Source organism: Actinoplanes sp. NPDC048796 (assembly GCF_040650035.1).
GTDB lineage: Bacteria > Actinomycetota > Actinomycetes > Mycobacteriales > Micromonosporaceae > Actinoplanes.
Window position 1 is genome coordinate 190,756 of the sequence record NZ_JBEZGO010000004.1, and the last position, 15,120, is coordinate 205,875.

The following is a 15,120-nucleotide window of genomic DNA, read 5'->3' on the forward strand; positions in this document are numbered from 1 at the left end:
GTCCGGCCGTTGTCGGCCGGGCATGAGAAGAGATTCCAGGGCGTCCGGTGCGTGACCGGTGCCCGTGACGGTGCGGCCCGGTTGCGCTCGTCCGGACCCTCGGTCGTGCCCCTGAGATCGGTTGAGCCGCGCCTTGCTTGAGAAGATTTACAGCCAGGCGCGTACGCCGGCGAACACGTCGCCGTCGTAGTCCTCGACCACCTGGGCCGCGAGGTCGGCGATGGTGACCGCGCGCAGGGCGGCCCGCCAGGCCTGGTCGGCGGCGCTCATCGCCCGGGAGATCGCGCACGGTTTCTCGCACGCCTCGGCGGGGGTGGCCAGCGGGCCGCGCTGCCGGATCTCCGTACAGAGGAAAGCCGGTTGGGGTCCGTCGACCGCCTCGACCACGTCGAGGACCGTGATCCGGGCCGCCGGGCGGGCCAGCTCGTAGCCGCCGGCGTGGCCCTGAACGGACCGGATGATCTCGGCGCGGGACAGCGCCTGGAGCTGTTTGGCCAGGTAGCTGGCGGAAACGTCGTGCAGCTCGGCCAGCCGGCCGGCGGGCACGGGGCGCTCGGCCGCGCTCAGCACGACGGTGCAGTGCAGCGCCCACTCGACACCGCCGGACATCTTCATGGTCACATCCTACTTGACTCGGACACATCTTGTCCGAGTAGAGTCAGCCCGGACAAGAGATATCCGAGTTAGGGGACGGTAATGAAGATCGTGGTCATCGGCGGCACCGGGCTCATCGGCAAGAAGCTCATCCCGCTGCTCACCGAGGCGGGGCACACCGCCGTCGCCGCGTCACCCTCCACGGGCGTGAACTCGGTGACCGGCGAGGGCCTGGCCGACGCGCTGAAGGGCGCGGACACCGTGGTCGACCTGACCAACGCGCCGTCCTGGGGCGACGACGAGGTGCTCGAGTTCTTTCGGACCTCGGCCGCCAATCTGGGCGCGGCCGAGAAGGCGGCCGGTGTGACCCACCACCTGGCCGTCTCGATCGTCAACTGCGACCAGATCCCCGACAGCGGCTACATGCGGGCCAAGGTCGCCCAGGAGCGCGAGATCCGCGGGGCCGGGGTGCCGTTCACGATCCTGCGGGCCACCCAGTTCTTCGAGTTCCTGGCCGGCATCGCCGACTTCTCGACCAAGGACGGCGTGGTGCACGCCTCCACGGCCCGCTTCCAGCCGGTGGCCGCCGACGACGTGGCGGCGACGCTGGCCGGCCTCGTGGAGCAGCCGGCCACCAACGGCGTGGTCGAGCTGGCCGGCCCCGAGGCGGGAACGCTGGCGTCGTTCGTCCGCTGCTACCTCGAGGCCAAGGGCGACGCCCGGACGGTCCTCGACGACCCGGCCGCCGGCTACTTCGGCGCCCAGGTCGAGTCGCTGGCCCCCGCCCCCGGCAACGGGGCGCGCGTCGGCGCCGTCAGCTTCGCCACGTGGCTGGGCTAAGCTCCTGAGCTCGTGACCCTGATCGACCTGCACCGCCACCTGGAAGGCTCCCTGCGAGTCGCCACCGTCCTCGAACTGGCTCACCGCGACGGGCACCCCCTGGCCGTCGCGGCCGACCCCGAGGACCTGCTCGTGGCCCGCGGCCCTCTGGGCGGCCTCGTCCCCTTCCTCGACAAGGTCGACGCCGCGCCGTCCGCTCTCCCGCGCCCCCAGGACTGGGAGCGGGCGGCCGCCGAGGTGGTGCGGGACGCCGCCGATGACGGCCTCGGCTACCTGGAGCTGCGGTTCAGTCCCTGGTTCATCCGCCAGGAGACCGGCCTGGCTCCGGAGGCCGTCATCGACGCGGTCTCCTCGGGCGTCCGAACGGCGTCGAAGGAGACCGGACTGCCGGTGGCCCTGATCGGCATCCTGCTGCGCGACCTCGGCCCGGCGCGGGGCGCCGCCCAGGTGGACACCCTGCTGTCGCGCCGGGACACCTTCTGCGCGGCCGACCTGGCCGGCAACGAGGCCGGGGTGCCCGCGGCCGAGTTCGCGCCCGCGTTCGCCAAGGCCCGCGACGCCGGCCTGCGCGTCACGGTCCACGCCGGGGAGGCCGCCGGCCCGCAGAGCGTCTGGGACGCGATCAACCACCTGGGCGCCGAGCGCATCGGGCACGGCATCCGCTCGGTCGAGGACCCGGCCCTGCTGGAGCACCTGGCCGCGCGCGGGATCACCCTCGAGGTGGCCCTGACCAGCAACCTGCACACGAGCGTCGCCCCGAGCTACCGCGAACACCCCCTGCGCCGCCTGCTCGCCGCCGGCGTACCGGTCGCTTTGGCCACCGACGACCCACGAGCCTCAGCGATCACCCTCTCCGGCGAATACGCCGTCGCGCGGACCGAGATCGGCCTGTCGGCCTCCGAGATCAAGACCCTTGAGGGGTACGCCCGTACGGCCGCCTTCGCCCATCCCTGACGCGCGTCAGCCCAGCCCGGTGGAATGCGTGATCGCCGCGACCGCCACGCCCAGGGCGAGCTCCTTCGCCACGGACAAGGTGTGGCGCGAGAGGCGGCGCAGCTTGCCCTCGGCGGAGCCGGTCCGGCCTTCCTGAAGGTCCTGGGCGGCGTCGGCGACCACCGCGGCGTCGGCGTCGTCCACGTCCCGCCGGCGCAGCAGATCGCTCAACGTGGTGAGCTCACGTACCAGCGCCGAGTGATCGACTGTCGTGCCGTTCACGTTGACGACGCCCTGGGCGTGGCGGCCGGCCGCTCCGACCGGCCCGTTGAACGTGTAGTTGTCCGACATGAAGACGAACTTAGCGCCGGAGCGCTCCGGCGCGGAAGAAGCCAACAGCGAGGACAGGCGTTCCACGGCGAGGCGGCGCATCGCTCCGGCCTTGACGCCGTGCCGGCTGATCGACATCTGCCAGATACGGCGTTGCCGGTCGGCGGGAAAGCCGTACGGCGCCGGCCGGGACAGGAAGTCGAGGGCGCCTCGGGCGCGGCTCTCCATCCAGGCGGGACTGTCGGCCGGCTGGGCGGCGAGGCGCCCGGCGAGGTGGTTGGCGATGTCCACCTCGGCCAGCGTCCGCAACACGTAGGTGCGAAGTCTCCGGCGAGCGGCGGCCGTTCCCCGCGCCTCGGTGAGTGCGATGAACGGTCTGCCGCGAACCTCCGGCGGTTTGTCGAGGACGACTTCCGGAGTGCGCTCGCCGAAACCGAACCAGTCGATCCGCGCGCTGAGGAACATGGCGTTCCCGGCCGGCGAGATGCGCTCGCCGGGCCGGGGCTTCGCCGTGCCCCGCGTCGCCTGGCCCACATGGGTTCCGACGGCGGCGCCGAGCTCATGCAGGTGATGCGTCTGGCCGGTCGGGTTCAGCGTGATCTTCAGCCCGGCCGCCCACCGCCCGTACGCCTGCATGACCCACGGTGGCTCATTCGTGGGGGAGAAGGCGAGCCACGGGTCGGCGTGGAGGCGGAAAGCGACGGTCAGGGCGAAGGTGCGATTGTCGGCATCCAGTGGATGGAGGCGCTTCACGACCTGCGCCGGGCGTCCCTTCAGCGGACTCTCCCGATTTCGGGGCGCCACCGACAGCATATTGGCGAGATCCGCGTACACGACGTCGCTGGAGAGGTAGTCACGGCCGCGCGAAGCGCGCAGGCGTACCGGGCCGCAGCGATGAAGGTAGTCGCGGCCGGCCACCCAGGCGGGTGGCCAGCGCAGCCCCCGGCGGTCGGCGCGCTCGTCGATCAGCACGGACTGCCAGAAGAGCATCACTTCGGCCACTATGCCGCACCGGCGTTCGCAGTCCAATCCCCATGAAGGTCGATCGGACGCCAGCGCTGACCGTCAGAATCTCCCGGCGGGGCCGGGAGACCGGCTGCCACGGAGCGGTTCCCCTCGTGGGCAACCGCCGTAGACATATCGCTGAACGGAACCGGTGGAGACCAGCACGGTTCCTCAGTGGAATTTAGCAGAAGTCAGGTGGCACGCGCTCCGAGACCGCGCGGATCAGTTGGCCGGGCGAGAGCTCGCCGAGCGGGATGCGGTGGGGCTGCAGCTCCCAGATCGAGCCGGACCGGCCGTCGCCCTCGACCACCAGGACCCGCAGCCGCGGATGGTCGCGGAGAAGCCGGGCCAGACCCGGCGGCACGACGGCCGGGTCCGGCTCGTTCTCGAACACGGTGATCACCATCTGGGGGCGGCTCCGGGCGACGGCTGCCTCGAGCGCGACGCCCTCCGGCACCACCCGCACGGCCGGATCACCGTATTTCTCGCGCAGCAGCGTGGCTACGACGTCGCCGAGGACGCCGCGGAGATCGAGAAGAACGGTGACGTGCCGCACGCCGGTCCTGTTCTGCCGAAGGTGTCCTCGCAGTGTCCGCGACGCCGGAAGCGGCGCGCCATGAAGCGGTGGATCCAGATCGGGACCTAGACGCTGCTGCGCTGCCGCCGGGCCCAGGCGGCCACCTCGGCCCGGCGGCGGATGCCCAGCTTCTCGAAGATGTTGTGGATGTGGTTCTTGACCGTGGAGAGCGCCATGTCCAGGTGGTCCGCGATCTCCTTGTTGGTGAGCCCGTTCTCGATCAGCCGGATCACCTGCAGTTCGCGGCTCGTCAGTTGCTCGCCGCCCCCGGCGGTGAAGGCGCCGCCGGCCAGCTCGGAGACCCGGCGCAGGAGCTCGGTCAGGATGGGTGGCGGGCAGACGGCTTCGCCGCGGCCGGCCCGCTCCAACGTTCGCACCAGGTCGTCGAGTGAGCCCTCGCGCGGCACGTACCCGACCGCGCCGGCCTCGACGCAGGCCAGAATCTCGTCTCCGCTCTCCCGCACGCCCAGGGCCACGGCGCGGGCCAGCGGCGCCGCGGCCCGCAGCGCGAGCAGGATGTCGGTGCCGCCGGGAGTGGCGGTGTCGACCAGGACCACGTCGGGGCGATGGCGCAGCACGCAGTCGACGCCGGCCGGCCCACTGTCCGCGGTGCCGGCCACGGCGAACGAGCCGATGTCGTGCAGGACGTCCGCGAGTCCTTCACGATAGAGACGTACCGCGGCGATGATCACTATTCTCATGACCGTCGCCTCTCCAACGGCGCCCGACGGGACCTTTCTCATAGTGCCGTCCCGTCCCGGACGAGGACATACGCGGTGTGACGTAGCACGACTTGTGTCAAGCACCCATCAGTCGGTGGATTCCCCTCGGCCGCCGGACGAGGATGGAGTGATGGCTGTGGCGACGGCGGCCGCGCTCGACGGCCGCGTGCTGGACCTGGTGATGGCGGCGATGTCCGACCTGGAGGAGGGCCATCAGGTCTGGCCGCGCCTGTTCGCCGAACTGACCTCTCAGCTCGGTGTCACTCTGGGCGGCGTCGTCGACGTGCACGGGCAGGGGCTGGACGTGCGGGCCGTCGCCGTGTGGCCGGACTGGGCCGCGGAGATCGAGGTGACCGAGGAGGAGAACCGGGCGTACCCGCTGATCCGGCACTACGTCCGCCGCAGCGACGCGGCCCCTCGCACCCTGGACGACGTTCTCGACGACTATCGGTGGCGTACGGCGGCACGCTTCGACCGCATGCGCCGTCAATTCGGCGGGGCCAGCCGGCATCTCATGCTTCCGCTGCATCGAACCGCCCGATCCGTCCGGCTCTTCGGCATCGCCCGCCCGGGCGGCAACTTCACCGCCACCGAGCTGCAGTACGCGGGCCGGCTCCAGCGGATCCTCACCGCGCTCGACCGGCACCAGCAGGTCATCCTCGCCTGGCGCGCGGGGTGCGCGACCGACCTGCCGCAGGCCGGCGAGCGGGTCGCCGGGCACGGTCTCACGCCGCGCGAGCTGGCCGTGCTCAGCCTGCTCGCCGAGGGTCTGACCGTGGCCGCGGCCGGGCGCCGGCTCGGTATCTCGCCGCGGACGGTCGCCAAGCACCAGGAGAACCTGCAGCGCAAGCTGGCGACGACCGACCGGCTCAACACGGTGTTGCGGGCTCAGCGTCTCGGCCTGGTCAGACCGGACCGGGAGGGTACAGATCTGGATCCGGTGGCCCATGGTGGCCACCGCCGGGCGGGGGAGACACTCCGGGGATGCGGGTAGCCCTCCTCGGCCGCGTCCGTGTCTATCGCGAGTCGATCGGCGAGGCACTTCGCCGGCGGCCGGAGGTCACCGTGCTGGGCGACGCCTGCCCGGACGCCGCCGGTGTCAGCCGGATCCGCCACCTTCGGCCGGACGTCGTGCTGGTGGACGTGACCCAGGCCGGTTCGCTGCGTGACCTGACCACCGGCTTGCCGGGCATGATCGTTGTGGCGATCGGGGTGCTCGAGTCGGACGACGACATCCTGGCCTGCCTGGAGGCCGGCATGGCGGCGTACGTGCCGCGCGACGACGATCTGACCCGGCTGCTCGACACGCTCCGGCAGGTCGTCCACGGCGGCGTGGTCTGCCCTCCGGCGGTCATCGGCGGCCTGTTCCGCCGGCTCGCCGTGCTGGCCGAGGAGCGCCGCGGCGTCACCCCGGCCGAGCCGCTGACGCCGCGCGAGCGGCAGATCGCCGGCCTGCTGGCCGAGGGACTGGGCAACCGGGAGATCAGCCGGCGGCTGTTCATCGAGGTCTCGACCGTGAAGAACCACGTGCACAACATCCTGGAGAAGCTGCATCTGGCCAGCCGCGCCGACGCCGCTTCCTGGTTCTGCCGTACCCAGGTCTGAATCCCGTCTGGATCCGTCGGTCCATGGGCGGGGCCGGGTGGTGCCGCCGATAGTTCTCGCATCCGAATGAGCCGGAAGCGGGAACCATGCAGACGATCTCACCGACGGCACCGCACGGCGCCGATGCGGTCGCGCTCGCGCCGCTGACCGAATGGCTGAACCTCAGCCTCGGTCGCTGCCTGCTGCGCCGGATCGGCCCGGGCGTCCCGGCCGGCGTGCCGGGATGGTCCGTCGCGCCCAGCGAGGCCCTGCACCTGCTGGGGTTCGGCGCCGGCGGGGCCGGCACCGAGGCGGCCGGCGTGCGTCAGCGCCTGAGCGCGGCCGACGAGGCGCTGGCCGAATCCCGCACGACGCTGCCGCGGCCGCTCGCCCGGCTCGCTGAGCAGTTCAGTCTGACCGGCCTCGAGCTGCGCCTGCTCTGCCTGGTCCTGGCGCCCGAGCTGGACGGCCGGTACGGCCTGGCCGTCGGGGTGTTGCAGGACGACCTGACCCGGCGGCGCCCCGGCCTCACCCTGCTGGCCGAGCTGATGTCGCACACGGAGGTCAGTGCCTGGGACCTGCGGCGTACGGTCCACGCCGCCGGCTCGGTGGCGTCGGCGGGACTGGTGCGGGTGGCCGAGCCGGATGCCCCGCCGGTCGACGCGGGCTACGCGCCCACCGGCTCGGTCGTCGCCCACCTGGTGGCCGCCTCGATCGAGCAGGCGGTCGCCGCGACGGGGGCCGTGCTGTGCCGGCCGAGGCCGGCGGACGAACCCCCGCTCTCGGCGGCGGAGACCGAGCTGGCGGGACGGCTCCGGCGCCCCGCGATGCTGCATCTGACCGGCGGTGACTCCGGGCAGGGCTGGTTTCGGCGGCTGGCCTCGGCGTCCGGGGTGCCCCTGGTGATCGGCGACCTCGAGCAGGTGGACGCCGGCCCGGCCCGGGTCGCGGCGGCCGCCGACTGGGCCGTGCTCAGCCGGCTGGCCGGCAGCGGGCTGCTCGTCCTCGGACTCGACGGGCTCGGCGCGGTCGAGCGGCGGCAGGTGACGGCGGGGCTGGTACGGGCGGCCCGGCACCTGCGGCTGGTGGCGACCGATGCGGCGTGGCCGGGTTCCGGCGTTCTGCTGCGGGCCCCGGCCGTCACGGTCGCCCAGCGTGCGGCCTGGTGGAGCAGCGCGGCCGCTCGCACCGGCGTCGCCCTCACCGACGAGGACATCCGGCGTCTGGCCGCCACCGCGCCGATCGAGCCGGAACACATGACCCGGAGCCTGGCCGCCGGTGGCGCCGATGTGGCGCTGGTCCAGCAGGCGGCCCGCGATGTCGCACCGGTCGCGCTGCCGCCCGGCGTGCGGCGGATCGTGCCGGCCTACGGGTGGGACGACATCGTGCTGGCCGAGTCCCGTAAGGATCTGCTGCGAGCCATTCCGCTGCACGTTCTGCACGCCGGACGGGTCCTGCAGGAGTGGGGCTTCGCCGGCCGGATGCCGTACGGACAGGGCGTCGCCGCACTGTTCAGCGGCCCGAGCGGCACCGGCAAGACGATGGCGGCCCAGATCGTCGCCGGCGACCTCGGCGTCGAGCTCCTGCAGGTGGACCTGTCGAAGACGGTCTCGAAATACATCGGCGAGACCGAGAAGAACCTCGAGCGGACGTTCGAGGCCGCCGAGCGGTCCGGCGCCGTGCTGCTCTTCGACGAGGCCGACGCGATCTTCGGCAAGCGCACCGAGATCAAGGACGCCCACGACCGGCACGCCAACGTCGAGGTGGCCTACCTGCTCCAGCGCATGGAGTCCTTCCGCGGCCTGGCCGTGCTGACCACCAACGTGAAGCAGAACATCGACGATGCTTTCGTCCGGCGGTTGCGCTTCGTCGTCACCTTCGCGCTGCCGGACGCCGCCGAGCGTGAGCGCATCTGGCGGCGGGCGTTCCCCGCCGGCGCGCCGCTGGCGGCGGACGCCACGATCGCCGGTCTGGCCGCGCGCCTGCAGATTCCCGGCGGCAGCATCCAGAACATCGCCCTGCACGCCGCCTTCCTCGCCGCCGCCGAGGGCGGCCGGATCGAGGCCGGGCACGTGCTGACCGCGGCCCGGCGCGAACTCACCAAGGTCGGCATGCTGGCCGCCGAACGCGGGCTGGCCGACGACGAGCTGGTGGCATCGTGACCGCGGAAGCCATCTTCGACGTGACCGCCGTCCTGGGGGCGCGGCTGGCGGCCGCCGTCGGCGGGCCGGTCTACGTCGGGCCGCCCAACGCCGAGGACGTCGGCGAGCGGACGCTGTGCCTGTTCCTGTTCCACATCGTCGTCAACCAGGCGATGCGCAACGACCGGCACTACGTGGCCCGCTCCGCCGATCCCGGCGAGCCGCTGGCCGAGGCGGACGCTCTTCCGCTGGACCTGCGGTTCCTGCTCAGCGTGTTCCGCTCGGCCGGCGCGGGGAACGGCGGCGTGGCCGACCCGGACGAACTGCTCACGCTGGGCCGGGCCGTCCGGGCCCTGCACGAGCGGCCCTTCGTCGAGCTGCCCGGCCAGTACGCCCGGGTGACCCCCGAGCCGTACCCGATGGAGGAGATGAGCCGCGTGTGGGGCCTGTTCCCGCAGACCTCGTACCGGACCTCCATGGTCTACCTGGTGAGCCCGGTCGCCGTGACGGCGGTCCCGGTCACCGCCGGTGCGCCGGTCGTGCACCGCACCGACCGGCCGGGCCGTCTCCTCGACGCGCCGGTGGAGTCGTGATGCGGCCGCCCATCGCCTTCGAGCCCGACCGGACCGACGCGGTCAGCGCCGTGCTGATCCCGATGGACGGCATCACGCGCCGGATCGTGCGGAGCGGGGTCGACGCCCAGCTCTGGGACCGGGAGTGGGACAGAGCCCGGCCGAACCGTCTGATCCGCAACCTCAGCGGCCACCTCGTGCTGGTCAACGTGCCGCCCGGCCCGGACCTGACGTTCCGGATCACCGCCGACCGGGCCGGTTACCGGGGGCCGGTGTTCGTCACCTACAACCCGGCGGGAGACGGCCTCCGCCGGGTGGTGCCGCTGGAGCGGCGGCCCGACGCCTCGTACGGCGACGTCGCGACCCTGGTCCGGGGGACGGTGGGCCGCCCGGACGCGCGGGCGCCGGTGCCGGGCCTCACGGTGAGCGCGCGCCTTCCGTCCCCGCGTGCCGGTCATCAGTTCCCGGCCACCACCGACGCGAACGGCGACTTCGCCCTGGCCGTCGGCATCCGGACGATCGGCATCCCCGAGCCCGGCCCGGTCACCGCGACGCTGCGCTTCGCCAAGGCCGGGCTGCCGGCGCGCGAGCTGAACGTGAACCTCGAGCACGGCCGGGTGCACGTGTTCTCGGCGGTCATCGATCTGGACGGCGCCGACCGTCCCCCGTTCGTCCACGAAACGCCCTGAGGAGAGGAGCACGCGGCCGTGAGCGATTCCGAAGTGTCCGCCGGCGGCGGCACCGGATCACCGGCGGGAGCAGCACCGCCCCCCGAGCCGGATCCGATCGACAAGGAGATCGACAAGTACGCGCGGGAGACCGCGGAGGCGCGGGCGGCCAAGGAGCTCGCCGACAGCAAGTTCGCCGACAAACAGAACCGGCTGACCGCCCTGCGAGGGGCGAAGAACGACCTGGACGCGAACCAGAAGGCGTACGAGGACGCGCACGACAAGCTCGAGCGCGAGCAGGAGGACTACGAGGAGTTCTACCAGTCCGAGAAGGCGAGCCTGGAGAAGCTGCTCGGCCCGCTGGCCGGCAGGGTGAAGACGGAGTCCGAGGCCTTCAAAGCCAAGCAGGCCGAGCTCGACACGGGCGCCGAGGAAGCGGAGACCGCCCTGCGGAAGGCCGAGAAGACCCGCGACGACGCGAAAGCCGACGTCAAGGACAAGACCGCGCGCGTCACCGAGTACAAGAAGCTGGCCGCGACGATCACCGCCCGGATGGGCGTCCTCAAGACCCGGTACGACGAGATCACCAAGGAGCGCGACGCGGGCAAGTACGCGGTCGCGTACTGGCTGTTGGCCCATCGCGGGGACTACCTCGCGGCCCTGCGGGCCGAACCGAAGATCATCGACCCCGGCGAGTTGCCGCGCGCGCTGGTCACGGCGCTCGACGCGCAGGCGACGGCGGAGAAGACCCTGGCCGACGACGAGGCGAAGGTCGTCGAACTGCGGGCCGCCCTGGCCCAGGCCGTCAAGGACCGCGACGAGCACCGGGCCAAGGGCGAGGCCGCGCTGCGCAAGAAGCTGGAGACGCTGCCACCGGCCGGTGACGCGACACGAGGAGCGGTGAGCCATGCCTGAGTACCTGGCGCCCGGCGTCTACATCGAGGAGATCGAGCGCGGCCCGAAGCCCATCGAGGGGGTGGCCACGAGCACGGCGGCCTTCCTCGGTGAGACCGAGCGTGGTCCGCTGCTGCCGCGCCTGGTGACGAGCTACGGCGAATACCTGCGGCTCTACGGCGACATCTTCGCCGCCGACCGCTACATGCCGTACGCCGTGAAGACGTTCTTCGACAACGGCGGCATCCGCTGCTACGTCACCCGGATCGTCGGCGAGGGCGCGCAGCCGCCGGCCGTCGAACTGTCCGGACTGACGATCACCGCGCTCGGCCCCGGCGCCGCGTACCGCCAGGTCTGGGCCCGGATCCTCCCGGGCAGCACGCGCGGCGCGAACGGCGAGCCGGTCGGATTCCGGCTGCGACTCGACTACTGGGCCAACCCGGCGCACGTGCCGGACGACGCGGCCGGCATCGACACCGCGCAGCCGCTGCCCACGTGGTCGGAGGACTTCGACGACCTGAGCGTCGATCCGGCCTCACCCGCCTACTTCGGGAAGCGGATCAACAACTTCAACTCGGTGCTGGTCGAGGTGACCGGCGACGAGGGCATCCCGCTGCCCGCCGAGGGCGCCGCGCGGCTCGACGGCACCGAGGACGGCGGCGCGGTCACCTCCGCCAGCTATGAGGGAAGCCCCGACCTGCGCCGGCCGACCGGTCTGGCCGCACTCGATCTCGACCAGTTCCGGTCGGTGGCGATCGTCTACGCGCCCGGATGCGACTACACGACCGCTCAGGCCGTCGTCCGGCACTGCGAACGCAACCGCTACCGCTTCGCGGTCGTCGACTCCGAGCCGAACCAGGCCAACGCGGCCGGCATCTCGCCCCGCGACATCGTCACCGACACCAAGTACGGCGCCTTCTACTACCCGTGGATCTATGTCAGCGACCCGCGCAGCGGCACCCGCAAGAAGATCCCGCCGGGCGGCGCGGTCTGCGGCATCTACGCGCTGACCGACACCAACCGCGGCGTCTTCAAGGCGCCGGCCAACGAGGTCGTCGCCGGCGCCATCGACCTCGAGTACGAGATCAACCAGGCGACTCAGGGCGTGCTCAACCCGAACGGCGTCAACGCCCTGCGGCGGTTCCCCGGCCGCGGCATCCGGGTCTGGGGAGCGCGGACCATGTCGAGCGACCCGCTGTGGAAGTACGTCAGCGTCCGGCGGCTGTTCATCTTCCTCGAGGCGTCGATCTACAACTCCACCCAGTGGGTCGTCTTCGAACCCAACGACACGAGGCTGTGGGCCCGCGTCAAGCAGACCGTCACCCTGTTCCTCCGGACGCAGTGGCGCGAGGGCGCCCTGTTCGGCGTCAAGGAGGAAGAGGCGTTCTCGGTGGCCGTCGGCCCGGAGACGATGACCGAGGACGACCGGCGCAGCGGCCGGCTGATCATCGAGATCGGCGTGGCTCCGGTGCATCCCGCGGAGTTCGTCGTGTTCCGGATCTTCCAGAAGACGCAGGAGGCGAAGTCGTGACCCGCCCGGACCCGCTCCGCAACTTCCGATTCCGCCTGGAGATCGACAACATCGACCAGGCCGGGTTCGCCGAGGCCACAGTCGGCGAATCGACCACCGAGCCGATCGAGTACCGGGAGGGCGACGAGATCCCGACCGTCCGCAAGCTCAGCAGCCTGACCAAGTACGGCAACGTCACGCTCAAGTGGGGCATCACGGAGTCGATGGCCCTGTCCGAGTGGTACCGGGAGGTCACCGAGGGCGCCACGCTCCTCGAACAGATCCGCAAGAACGTCGTCGTCCGGGTGCAGGACGAGGCCGGACAGGACAGGGCGACGTGGGAGATCACCCGGGCCTGGCCGTCCAAGTACACCCCGAGCCCCTTGAACGGCACCGGCAACGAGGTCGCCATCGACACCCTCGAGCTGTCCAACGAGGGCATCCGGCGGACCCAGTAGGAGGAGCCACAGATGTTCGCCACCGAAGTGAATTTCACGCTGCCGAAGGGCTACCTCGACCAGGACGGCGTCCTGCACACCGAGGGCGTGATGCGGCTGGCCACCGCCGCCGACGAGATCCTGCCGCTGCGCGACCCGCGGGTGCAGCAGAACCCCGCCTACCTGACGGTCATCGTGCTGGCCCGGGTCATCACCCGGCTCGGCTCGCTGCCGGACGTCAACACCAAGGTGGTCGAGGGCCTGTTCGCGGGGGACCTGAACCACCTTCAGAAGCTCTACGAACGGCTCAACGCCGAGGAGGACGCGCTGGTGGGGGAACCGGCATGAGGGCCTATCCGGTGGACCAGCTCTACCAGGAGATGGCCTTCATCGCCTACCACTTCCACTGGTCGCGCGACGAGCTGATGGCGCTGGAGCACCGCGAGCGGCGGCGCTGGTGCGAGGAGATCTCGCAGATCAACCGGGAGCTCGACGGGGCGCCCGGCAACCCGTTCGAGATCGCCTGAGGGAGGTGACCGATGACCCGTACCGATCCGTTCCGGGTCTTCCGCTTCGTCGTCGAGTTCGACGGCACGGTGGCCGGCGGGTTCCAGTCGGTGGCGGGCCTCGAACGGCGGACCGAGGTCGAGCCGTTCCGGGAGGGCGGCGTCAACGACTTCGAGCATCAGCTCGTGGTGAAGACGACCTACCCGGCGCTGGTGCTGAAGCGGGGCCTGACCGACACCCGGTTGTGGGACTGGCATCAGCAGGTGATCGCCGGGAACATCCGGCGCCGGGTCGTGTCGGTGCTCCTGATCGACACCGCCGGGCAGGAGGCGTGGCGCTGGATCTGCGTCGGCGCCTACCCGGCCAAGTGGACCGGCGCCGAGCTGGACGCCACCGCGGACGCCGTGGCGACCGAGACCGTCGAGCTCGTTCATCACGGGATCACCCGGCAATGAGACTCGGCCGCCTGCCGTCGCGCCCGGCGCCCATGGGGGGCCGCCGGGACGAGGCGTCGCCGCGCCGCTCGCCGATGGCCCATCGGCCGCTGGCGCTGGTGTTCCGGCGGCCGCCGGGGCCGGTGGGCCGGCCGTCGTTGCGCTCGGCCACTGGTACGCCGGTGAAGCTGACGTTGCGCCTGGCCCTGCGGCTGGAGTTTGCCGTCCGGCTGACCTCGGTGGTCCGGCGTGCGCGTGGCGCGCCTGTCCATCACCACACCCTCGTGCGGCCGGACGCGGCCGCCCGAACCGCGGCGCGCCTCCTGGCGGGACACGTGACCGCCTTTCCCGTGCCGGCACGGCTATCGGCATCGGCGCGGCCGCTCGCGTCAGTGCGGCCACCGGCGCCCCTCCTGTCCTCGGTCCCCTCGCCGGCGTCGATGCCCTCACCCGTGTTGATGCTCTCGTCGGCGTCGGTTCCCTTACCCGCGTCGGTGCGCTCCGCGGCGTTCGCGCGACCGTCGGCGTTGCTGCGGCTGGCATCAGCGCCCGCATCGGCATCAGCACCCCAGTCGGCGTCAGCGCCGCTATGGGCATCAGCACCCCCATCGGCGTCAGCGCCGCAGTGGGCATCAGCACCCCCATCGGCGTCAGCGCCGCTATGGGCATCAGCACCCCCATCGGCATCAGCGCCGCTGTGGGCATCAGCGCCCCTACCAGCATCAGCGCCTCTACCGGCCCCGACGCCGCCGACCGCGTCACCCGTATTCATGCGGCGGCCGGCATCAGCGCCGCCACCGGCGCCAACGGGGCCACCCACCGCGACGCCGGCCTTCGCGGCGACGGCGCCCGCGCCGGAACGGCGGGCGACGCCGTGGAGGAGTGCGGTTCCGGTGCCGCCACGGGCGAACCGCCGTGCGGAGACGGCCGGCCGCCGCCCGGATCGGATAGGACACCCCTACGTCTCCGGCGCCCGGCGAGATCACGGCCTCCGCTACGCCGTCGTACCGGCGCGTGTGCCGCGGCCCCGGCCGGCATCCCCGGCCGCGCCGGTCTTCCGTACCGGCTCCGCCGCTCTCCGGCCGGACGCCGTCCGGGCCCCGGTCCCGCTCGTCCTGGCCGGCGCCGCGACCCCGCGCCCGGCCGAGGCGGCACCCGGACCGGCGCGCCGCCCCGTCGATCGCGTGCACCGTCGAACGACCGAGCCCGCGGCGGGGCGTGACCCCGTACGGCAAGCGAACCCGCACCGGACGACGACAGCGTCACCACCGCCCTCGCCGCCCCTCGACCTCGACGGGCTCGGGCGTGACCTGTGGCGGCGCTTCGAGAGGCAGATCCGGATCGAGCGGGAACGCAGCGGGCGGGGGTGACG

The 15,120-nt window shown here is 72.2% G+C and carries 18 protein-coding genes; 14 read left to right on the forward strand and 4 right to left on the reverse strand.

From position 1 onward, the window contains the following. Positions 1-147 precede the first annotated feature (147 nt). Complete coding sequence (locus tag AB0C26_RS19445; protein ID WP_360248748.1) at positions 148-615, reverse strand: Rrf2 family transcriptional regulator; 468 nt, start codon at positions 613-615, stop codon at positions 148-150. A gap of 81 nt (positions 616-696) precedes the next feature. Between AB0C26_RS19445 and AB0C26_RS19450 the strand changes: the two genes are divergently transcribed. Together AB0C26_RS19450 and add are read left to right on the forward strand one after the other, a co-directional pair. Beyond that, complete coding sequence (locus tag AB0C26_RS19450; protein WP_360248751.1) at positions 697-1,434, forward strand: SDR family oxidoreductase; 738 nt, start codon at positions 697-699, stop codon at positions 1,432-1,434. Between the two features lie 12 nt (positions 1,435-1,446). Continuing rightward, the gene (gene add, locus AB0C26_RS19455; RefSeq protein WP_360248754.1) at positions 1,447-2,388 is read left to right on the forward strand and encodes an adenosine deaminase; all 942 of its coding nucleotides are present in this window, start codon (positions 1,447-1,449) and stop codon (positions 2,386-2,388) included. A gap of 6 nt (positions 2,389-2,394) precedes the next feature. Here add and AB0C26_RS19460 read toward each other — a convergent pair whose 3' ends face one another. From AB0C26_RS19460 to AB0C26_RS19470, 3 genes are all read right to left on the reverse strand, one after another. Beyond that, entirely contained in the window at positions 2,395-3,690 is a 1,296-nt protein-coding gene (locus AB0C26_RS19460) for a hypothetical protein (protein WP_360248757.1), read from the reverse strand. A 193-nt stretch (positions 3,691-3,883) separates the two neighbouring features. Further along, on the reverse strand, positions 3,884-4,258 hold the full coding sequence (locus AB0C26_RS19465; protein WP_360248760.1) for a hypothetical protein: 375 nt from the start codon (positions 4,256-4,258) through the stop codon (positions 3,884-3,886). Between the two features lie 86 nt (positions 4,259-4,344). Next, the gene (locus AB0C26_RS19470) at positions 4,345-4,980 is read right to left on the reverse strand and encodes a response regulator transcription factor (RefSeq protein ID WP_360248763.1); all 636 of its coding nucleotides are present in this window, start codon (positions 4,978-4,980) and stop codon (positions 4,345-4,347) included. Positions 4,981-5,131: 151 nt separating this feature from the next. Between AB0C26_RS19470 and AB0C26_RS19475 the strand changes: the two genes are divergently transcribed. The 12 genes from AB0C26_RS19475 (at position 5,132) to AB0C26_RS19530 (ending at position 15,118) form a co-directional block, all read left to right on the forward strand. Then, positions 5,132-5,995 (forward strand): LuxR C-terminal-related transcriptional regulator, encoded by an 864-nt coding sequence (locus AB0C26_RS19475; protein WP_360248766.1) that lies wholly within the window; start codon positions 5,132-5,134, stop codon positions 5,993-5,995. Further along, the gene (locus AB0C26_RS19480; RefSeq protein ID WP_360248769.1) at positions 5,986-6,606 is read left to right on the forward strand and encodes a response regulator transcription factor; all 621 of its coding nucleotides are present in this window, start codon (positions 5,986-5,988) and stop codon (positions 6,604-6,606) included. Before AB0C26_RS19475 ends, AB0C26_RS19480 begins: the two co-directional genes overlap by 10 nt. Before the next feature lie 86 nt (positions 6,607-6,692). Continuing rightward, on the forward strand, positions 6,693-8,747 hold the full coding sequence (locus AB0C26_RS19485) for an ATP-binding protein (RefSeq protein ID WP_360248772.1): 2,055 nt from the start codon (positions 6,693-6,695) through the stop codon (positions 8,745-8,747). Beyond that, on the forward strand, positions 8,744-9,319 hold the full coding sequence (locus AB0C26_RS19490) for a Pvc16 family protein (protein ID WP_360248775.1): 576 nt from the start codon (positions 8,744-8,746) through the stop codon (positions 9,317-9,319). Before AB0C26_RS19485 ends, AB0C26_RS19490 begins: the two co-directional genes overlap by 4 nt. Beyond that, entirely contained in the window at positions 9,319-9,987 is a 669-nt protein-coding gene (locus AB0C26_RS19495; RefSeq protein ID WP_360248778.1) for a hypothetical protein, read from the forward strand. Before AB0C26_RS19490 ends, AB0C26_RS19495 begins: the two co-directional genes overlap by 1 nt. An 18-nt stretch (positions 9,988-10,005) precedes the next feature. Then, positions 10,006-10,881, forward strand: coding sequence for a hypothetical protein (locus tag AB0C26_RS19500; RefSeq protein ID WP_360248781.1), 876 nt, complete (start codon positions 10,006-10,008; stop codon positions 10,879-10,881). Then, complete coding sequence (locus AB0C26_RS19505; protein ID WP_360248784.1) at positions 10,874-12,391, forward strand: phage tail sheath family protein; 1,518 nt, start codon at positions 10,874-10,876, stop codon at positions 12,389-12,391. Before AB0C26_RS19500 ends, AB0C26_RS19505 begins: the two co-directional genes overlap by 8 nt. Beyond that, positions 12,388-12,828 (forward strand): phage tail protein, encoded by a 441-nt coding sequence (locus tag AB0C26_RS19510; protein WP_360248787.1) that lies wholly within the window; start codon positions 12,388-12,390, stop codon positions 12,826-12,828. Before AB0C26_RS19505 ends, AB0C26_RS19510 begins: the two co-directional genes overlap by 4 nt. 12 nt (positions 12,829-12,840) lie before the next feature. After that, positions 12,841-13,155, forward strand: coding sequence for a hypothetical protein (locus tag AB0C26_RS19515; protein WP_360248790.1), 315 nt, complete (start codon positions 12,841-12,843; stop codon positions 13,153-13,155). Continuing rightward, a complete protein-coding gene (locus AB0C26_RS19520) occupies positions 13,152-13,334 on the forward strand; it encodes a DUF6760 family protein (protein WP_360248793.1) in 183 nt (60 codons plus the stop codon). Before AB0C26_RS19515 ends, AB0C26_RS19520 begins: the two co-directional genes overlap by 4 nt. Before the next feature lie 12 nt (positions 13,335-13,346). Next, entirely contained in the window at positions 13,347-13,769 is a 423-nt protein-coding gene (locus AB0C26_RS19525; RefSeq protein WP_360248796.1) for a phage tail protein, read from the forward strand. An 872-nt stretch (positions 13,770-14,641) separates the two neighbouring features. Next, positions 14,642-15,118, forward strand: coding sequence for a hypothetical protein (locus AB0C26_RS19530; RefSeq protein WP_360248799.1), 477 nt, complete (start codon positions 14,642-14,644; stop codon positions 15,116-15,118). Positions 15,119-15,120: the final 2 nt, after the last annotated feature.

What these genes read in the sequence shown, in the direction of transcription:
- AB0C26_RS19445 (WP_360248748.1), bottom strand. Translation starts at nt 615, where the DNA reads ATGAAGATGTCCGGCGGTGTCGAGTGGGCGCTGCACTGCACCGTCGTG.
- AB0C26_RS19450 (WP_360248751.1), top strand. Translation starts at nt 697, where the DNA reads ATGAAGATCGTGGTCATCGGCGGCACCGGGCTCATCGGCAAGAAGCTC.
- AB0C26_RS19470 (WP_360248763.1), bottom strand. Translation starts at nt 4,980, where the DNA reads ATGAGAATAGTGATCATCGCCGCGGTACGTCTCTATCGTGAAGGACTC.
- AB0C26_RS19475 (WP_360248766.1), top strand. Translation starts at nt 5,132, where the DNA reads ATGGCTGTGGCGACGGCGGCCGCGCTCGACGGCCGCGTGCTGGACCTG.
- AB0C26_RS19480 (WP_360248769.1), top strand. Translation starts at nt 5,986, where the DNA reads ATGCGGGTAGCCCTCCTCGGCCGCGTCCGTGTCTATCGCGAGTCGATC.
- AB0C26_RS19485 (WP_360248772.1), top strand. Translation starts at nt 6,693, where the DNA reads ATGCAGACGATCTCACCGACGGCACCGCACGGCGCCGATGCGGTCGCG.
- AB0C26_RS19495 (WP_360248778.1), top strand. Translation starts at nt 9,319, where the DNA reads ATGCGGCCGCCCATCGCCTTCGAGCCCGACCGGACCGACGCGGTCAGC.
- AB0C26_RS19505 (WP_360248784.1), top strand. Translation starts at nt 10,874, where the DNA reads ATGCCTGAGTACCTGGCGCCCGGCGTCTACATCGAGGAGATCGAGCGC.
- AB0C26_RS19515 (WP_360248790.1), top strand. Translation starts at nt 12,841, where the DNA reads ATGTTCGCCACCGAAGTGAATTTCACGCTGCCGAAGGGCTACCTCGAC.
- AB0C26_RS19520 (WP_360248793.1), top strand. Translation starts at nt 13,152, where the DNA reads ATGAGGGCCTATCCGGTGGACCAGCTCTACCAGGAGATGGCCTTCATC.
- AB0C26_RS19525 (WP_360248796.1), top strand. Translation starts at nt 13,347, where the DNA reads ATGACCCGTACCGATCCGTTCCGGGTCTTCCGCTTCGTCGTCGAGTTC.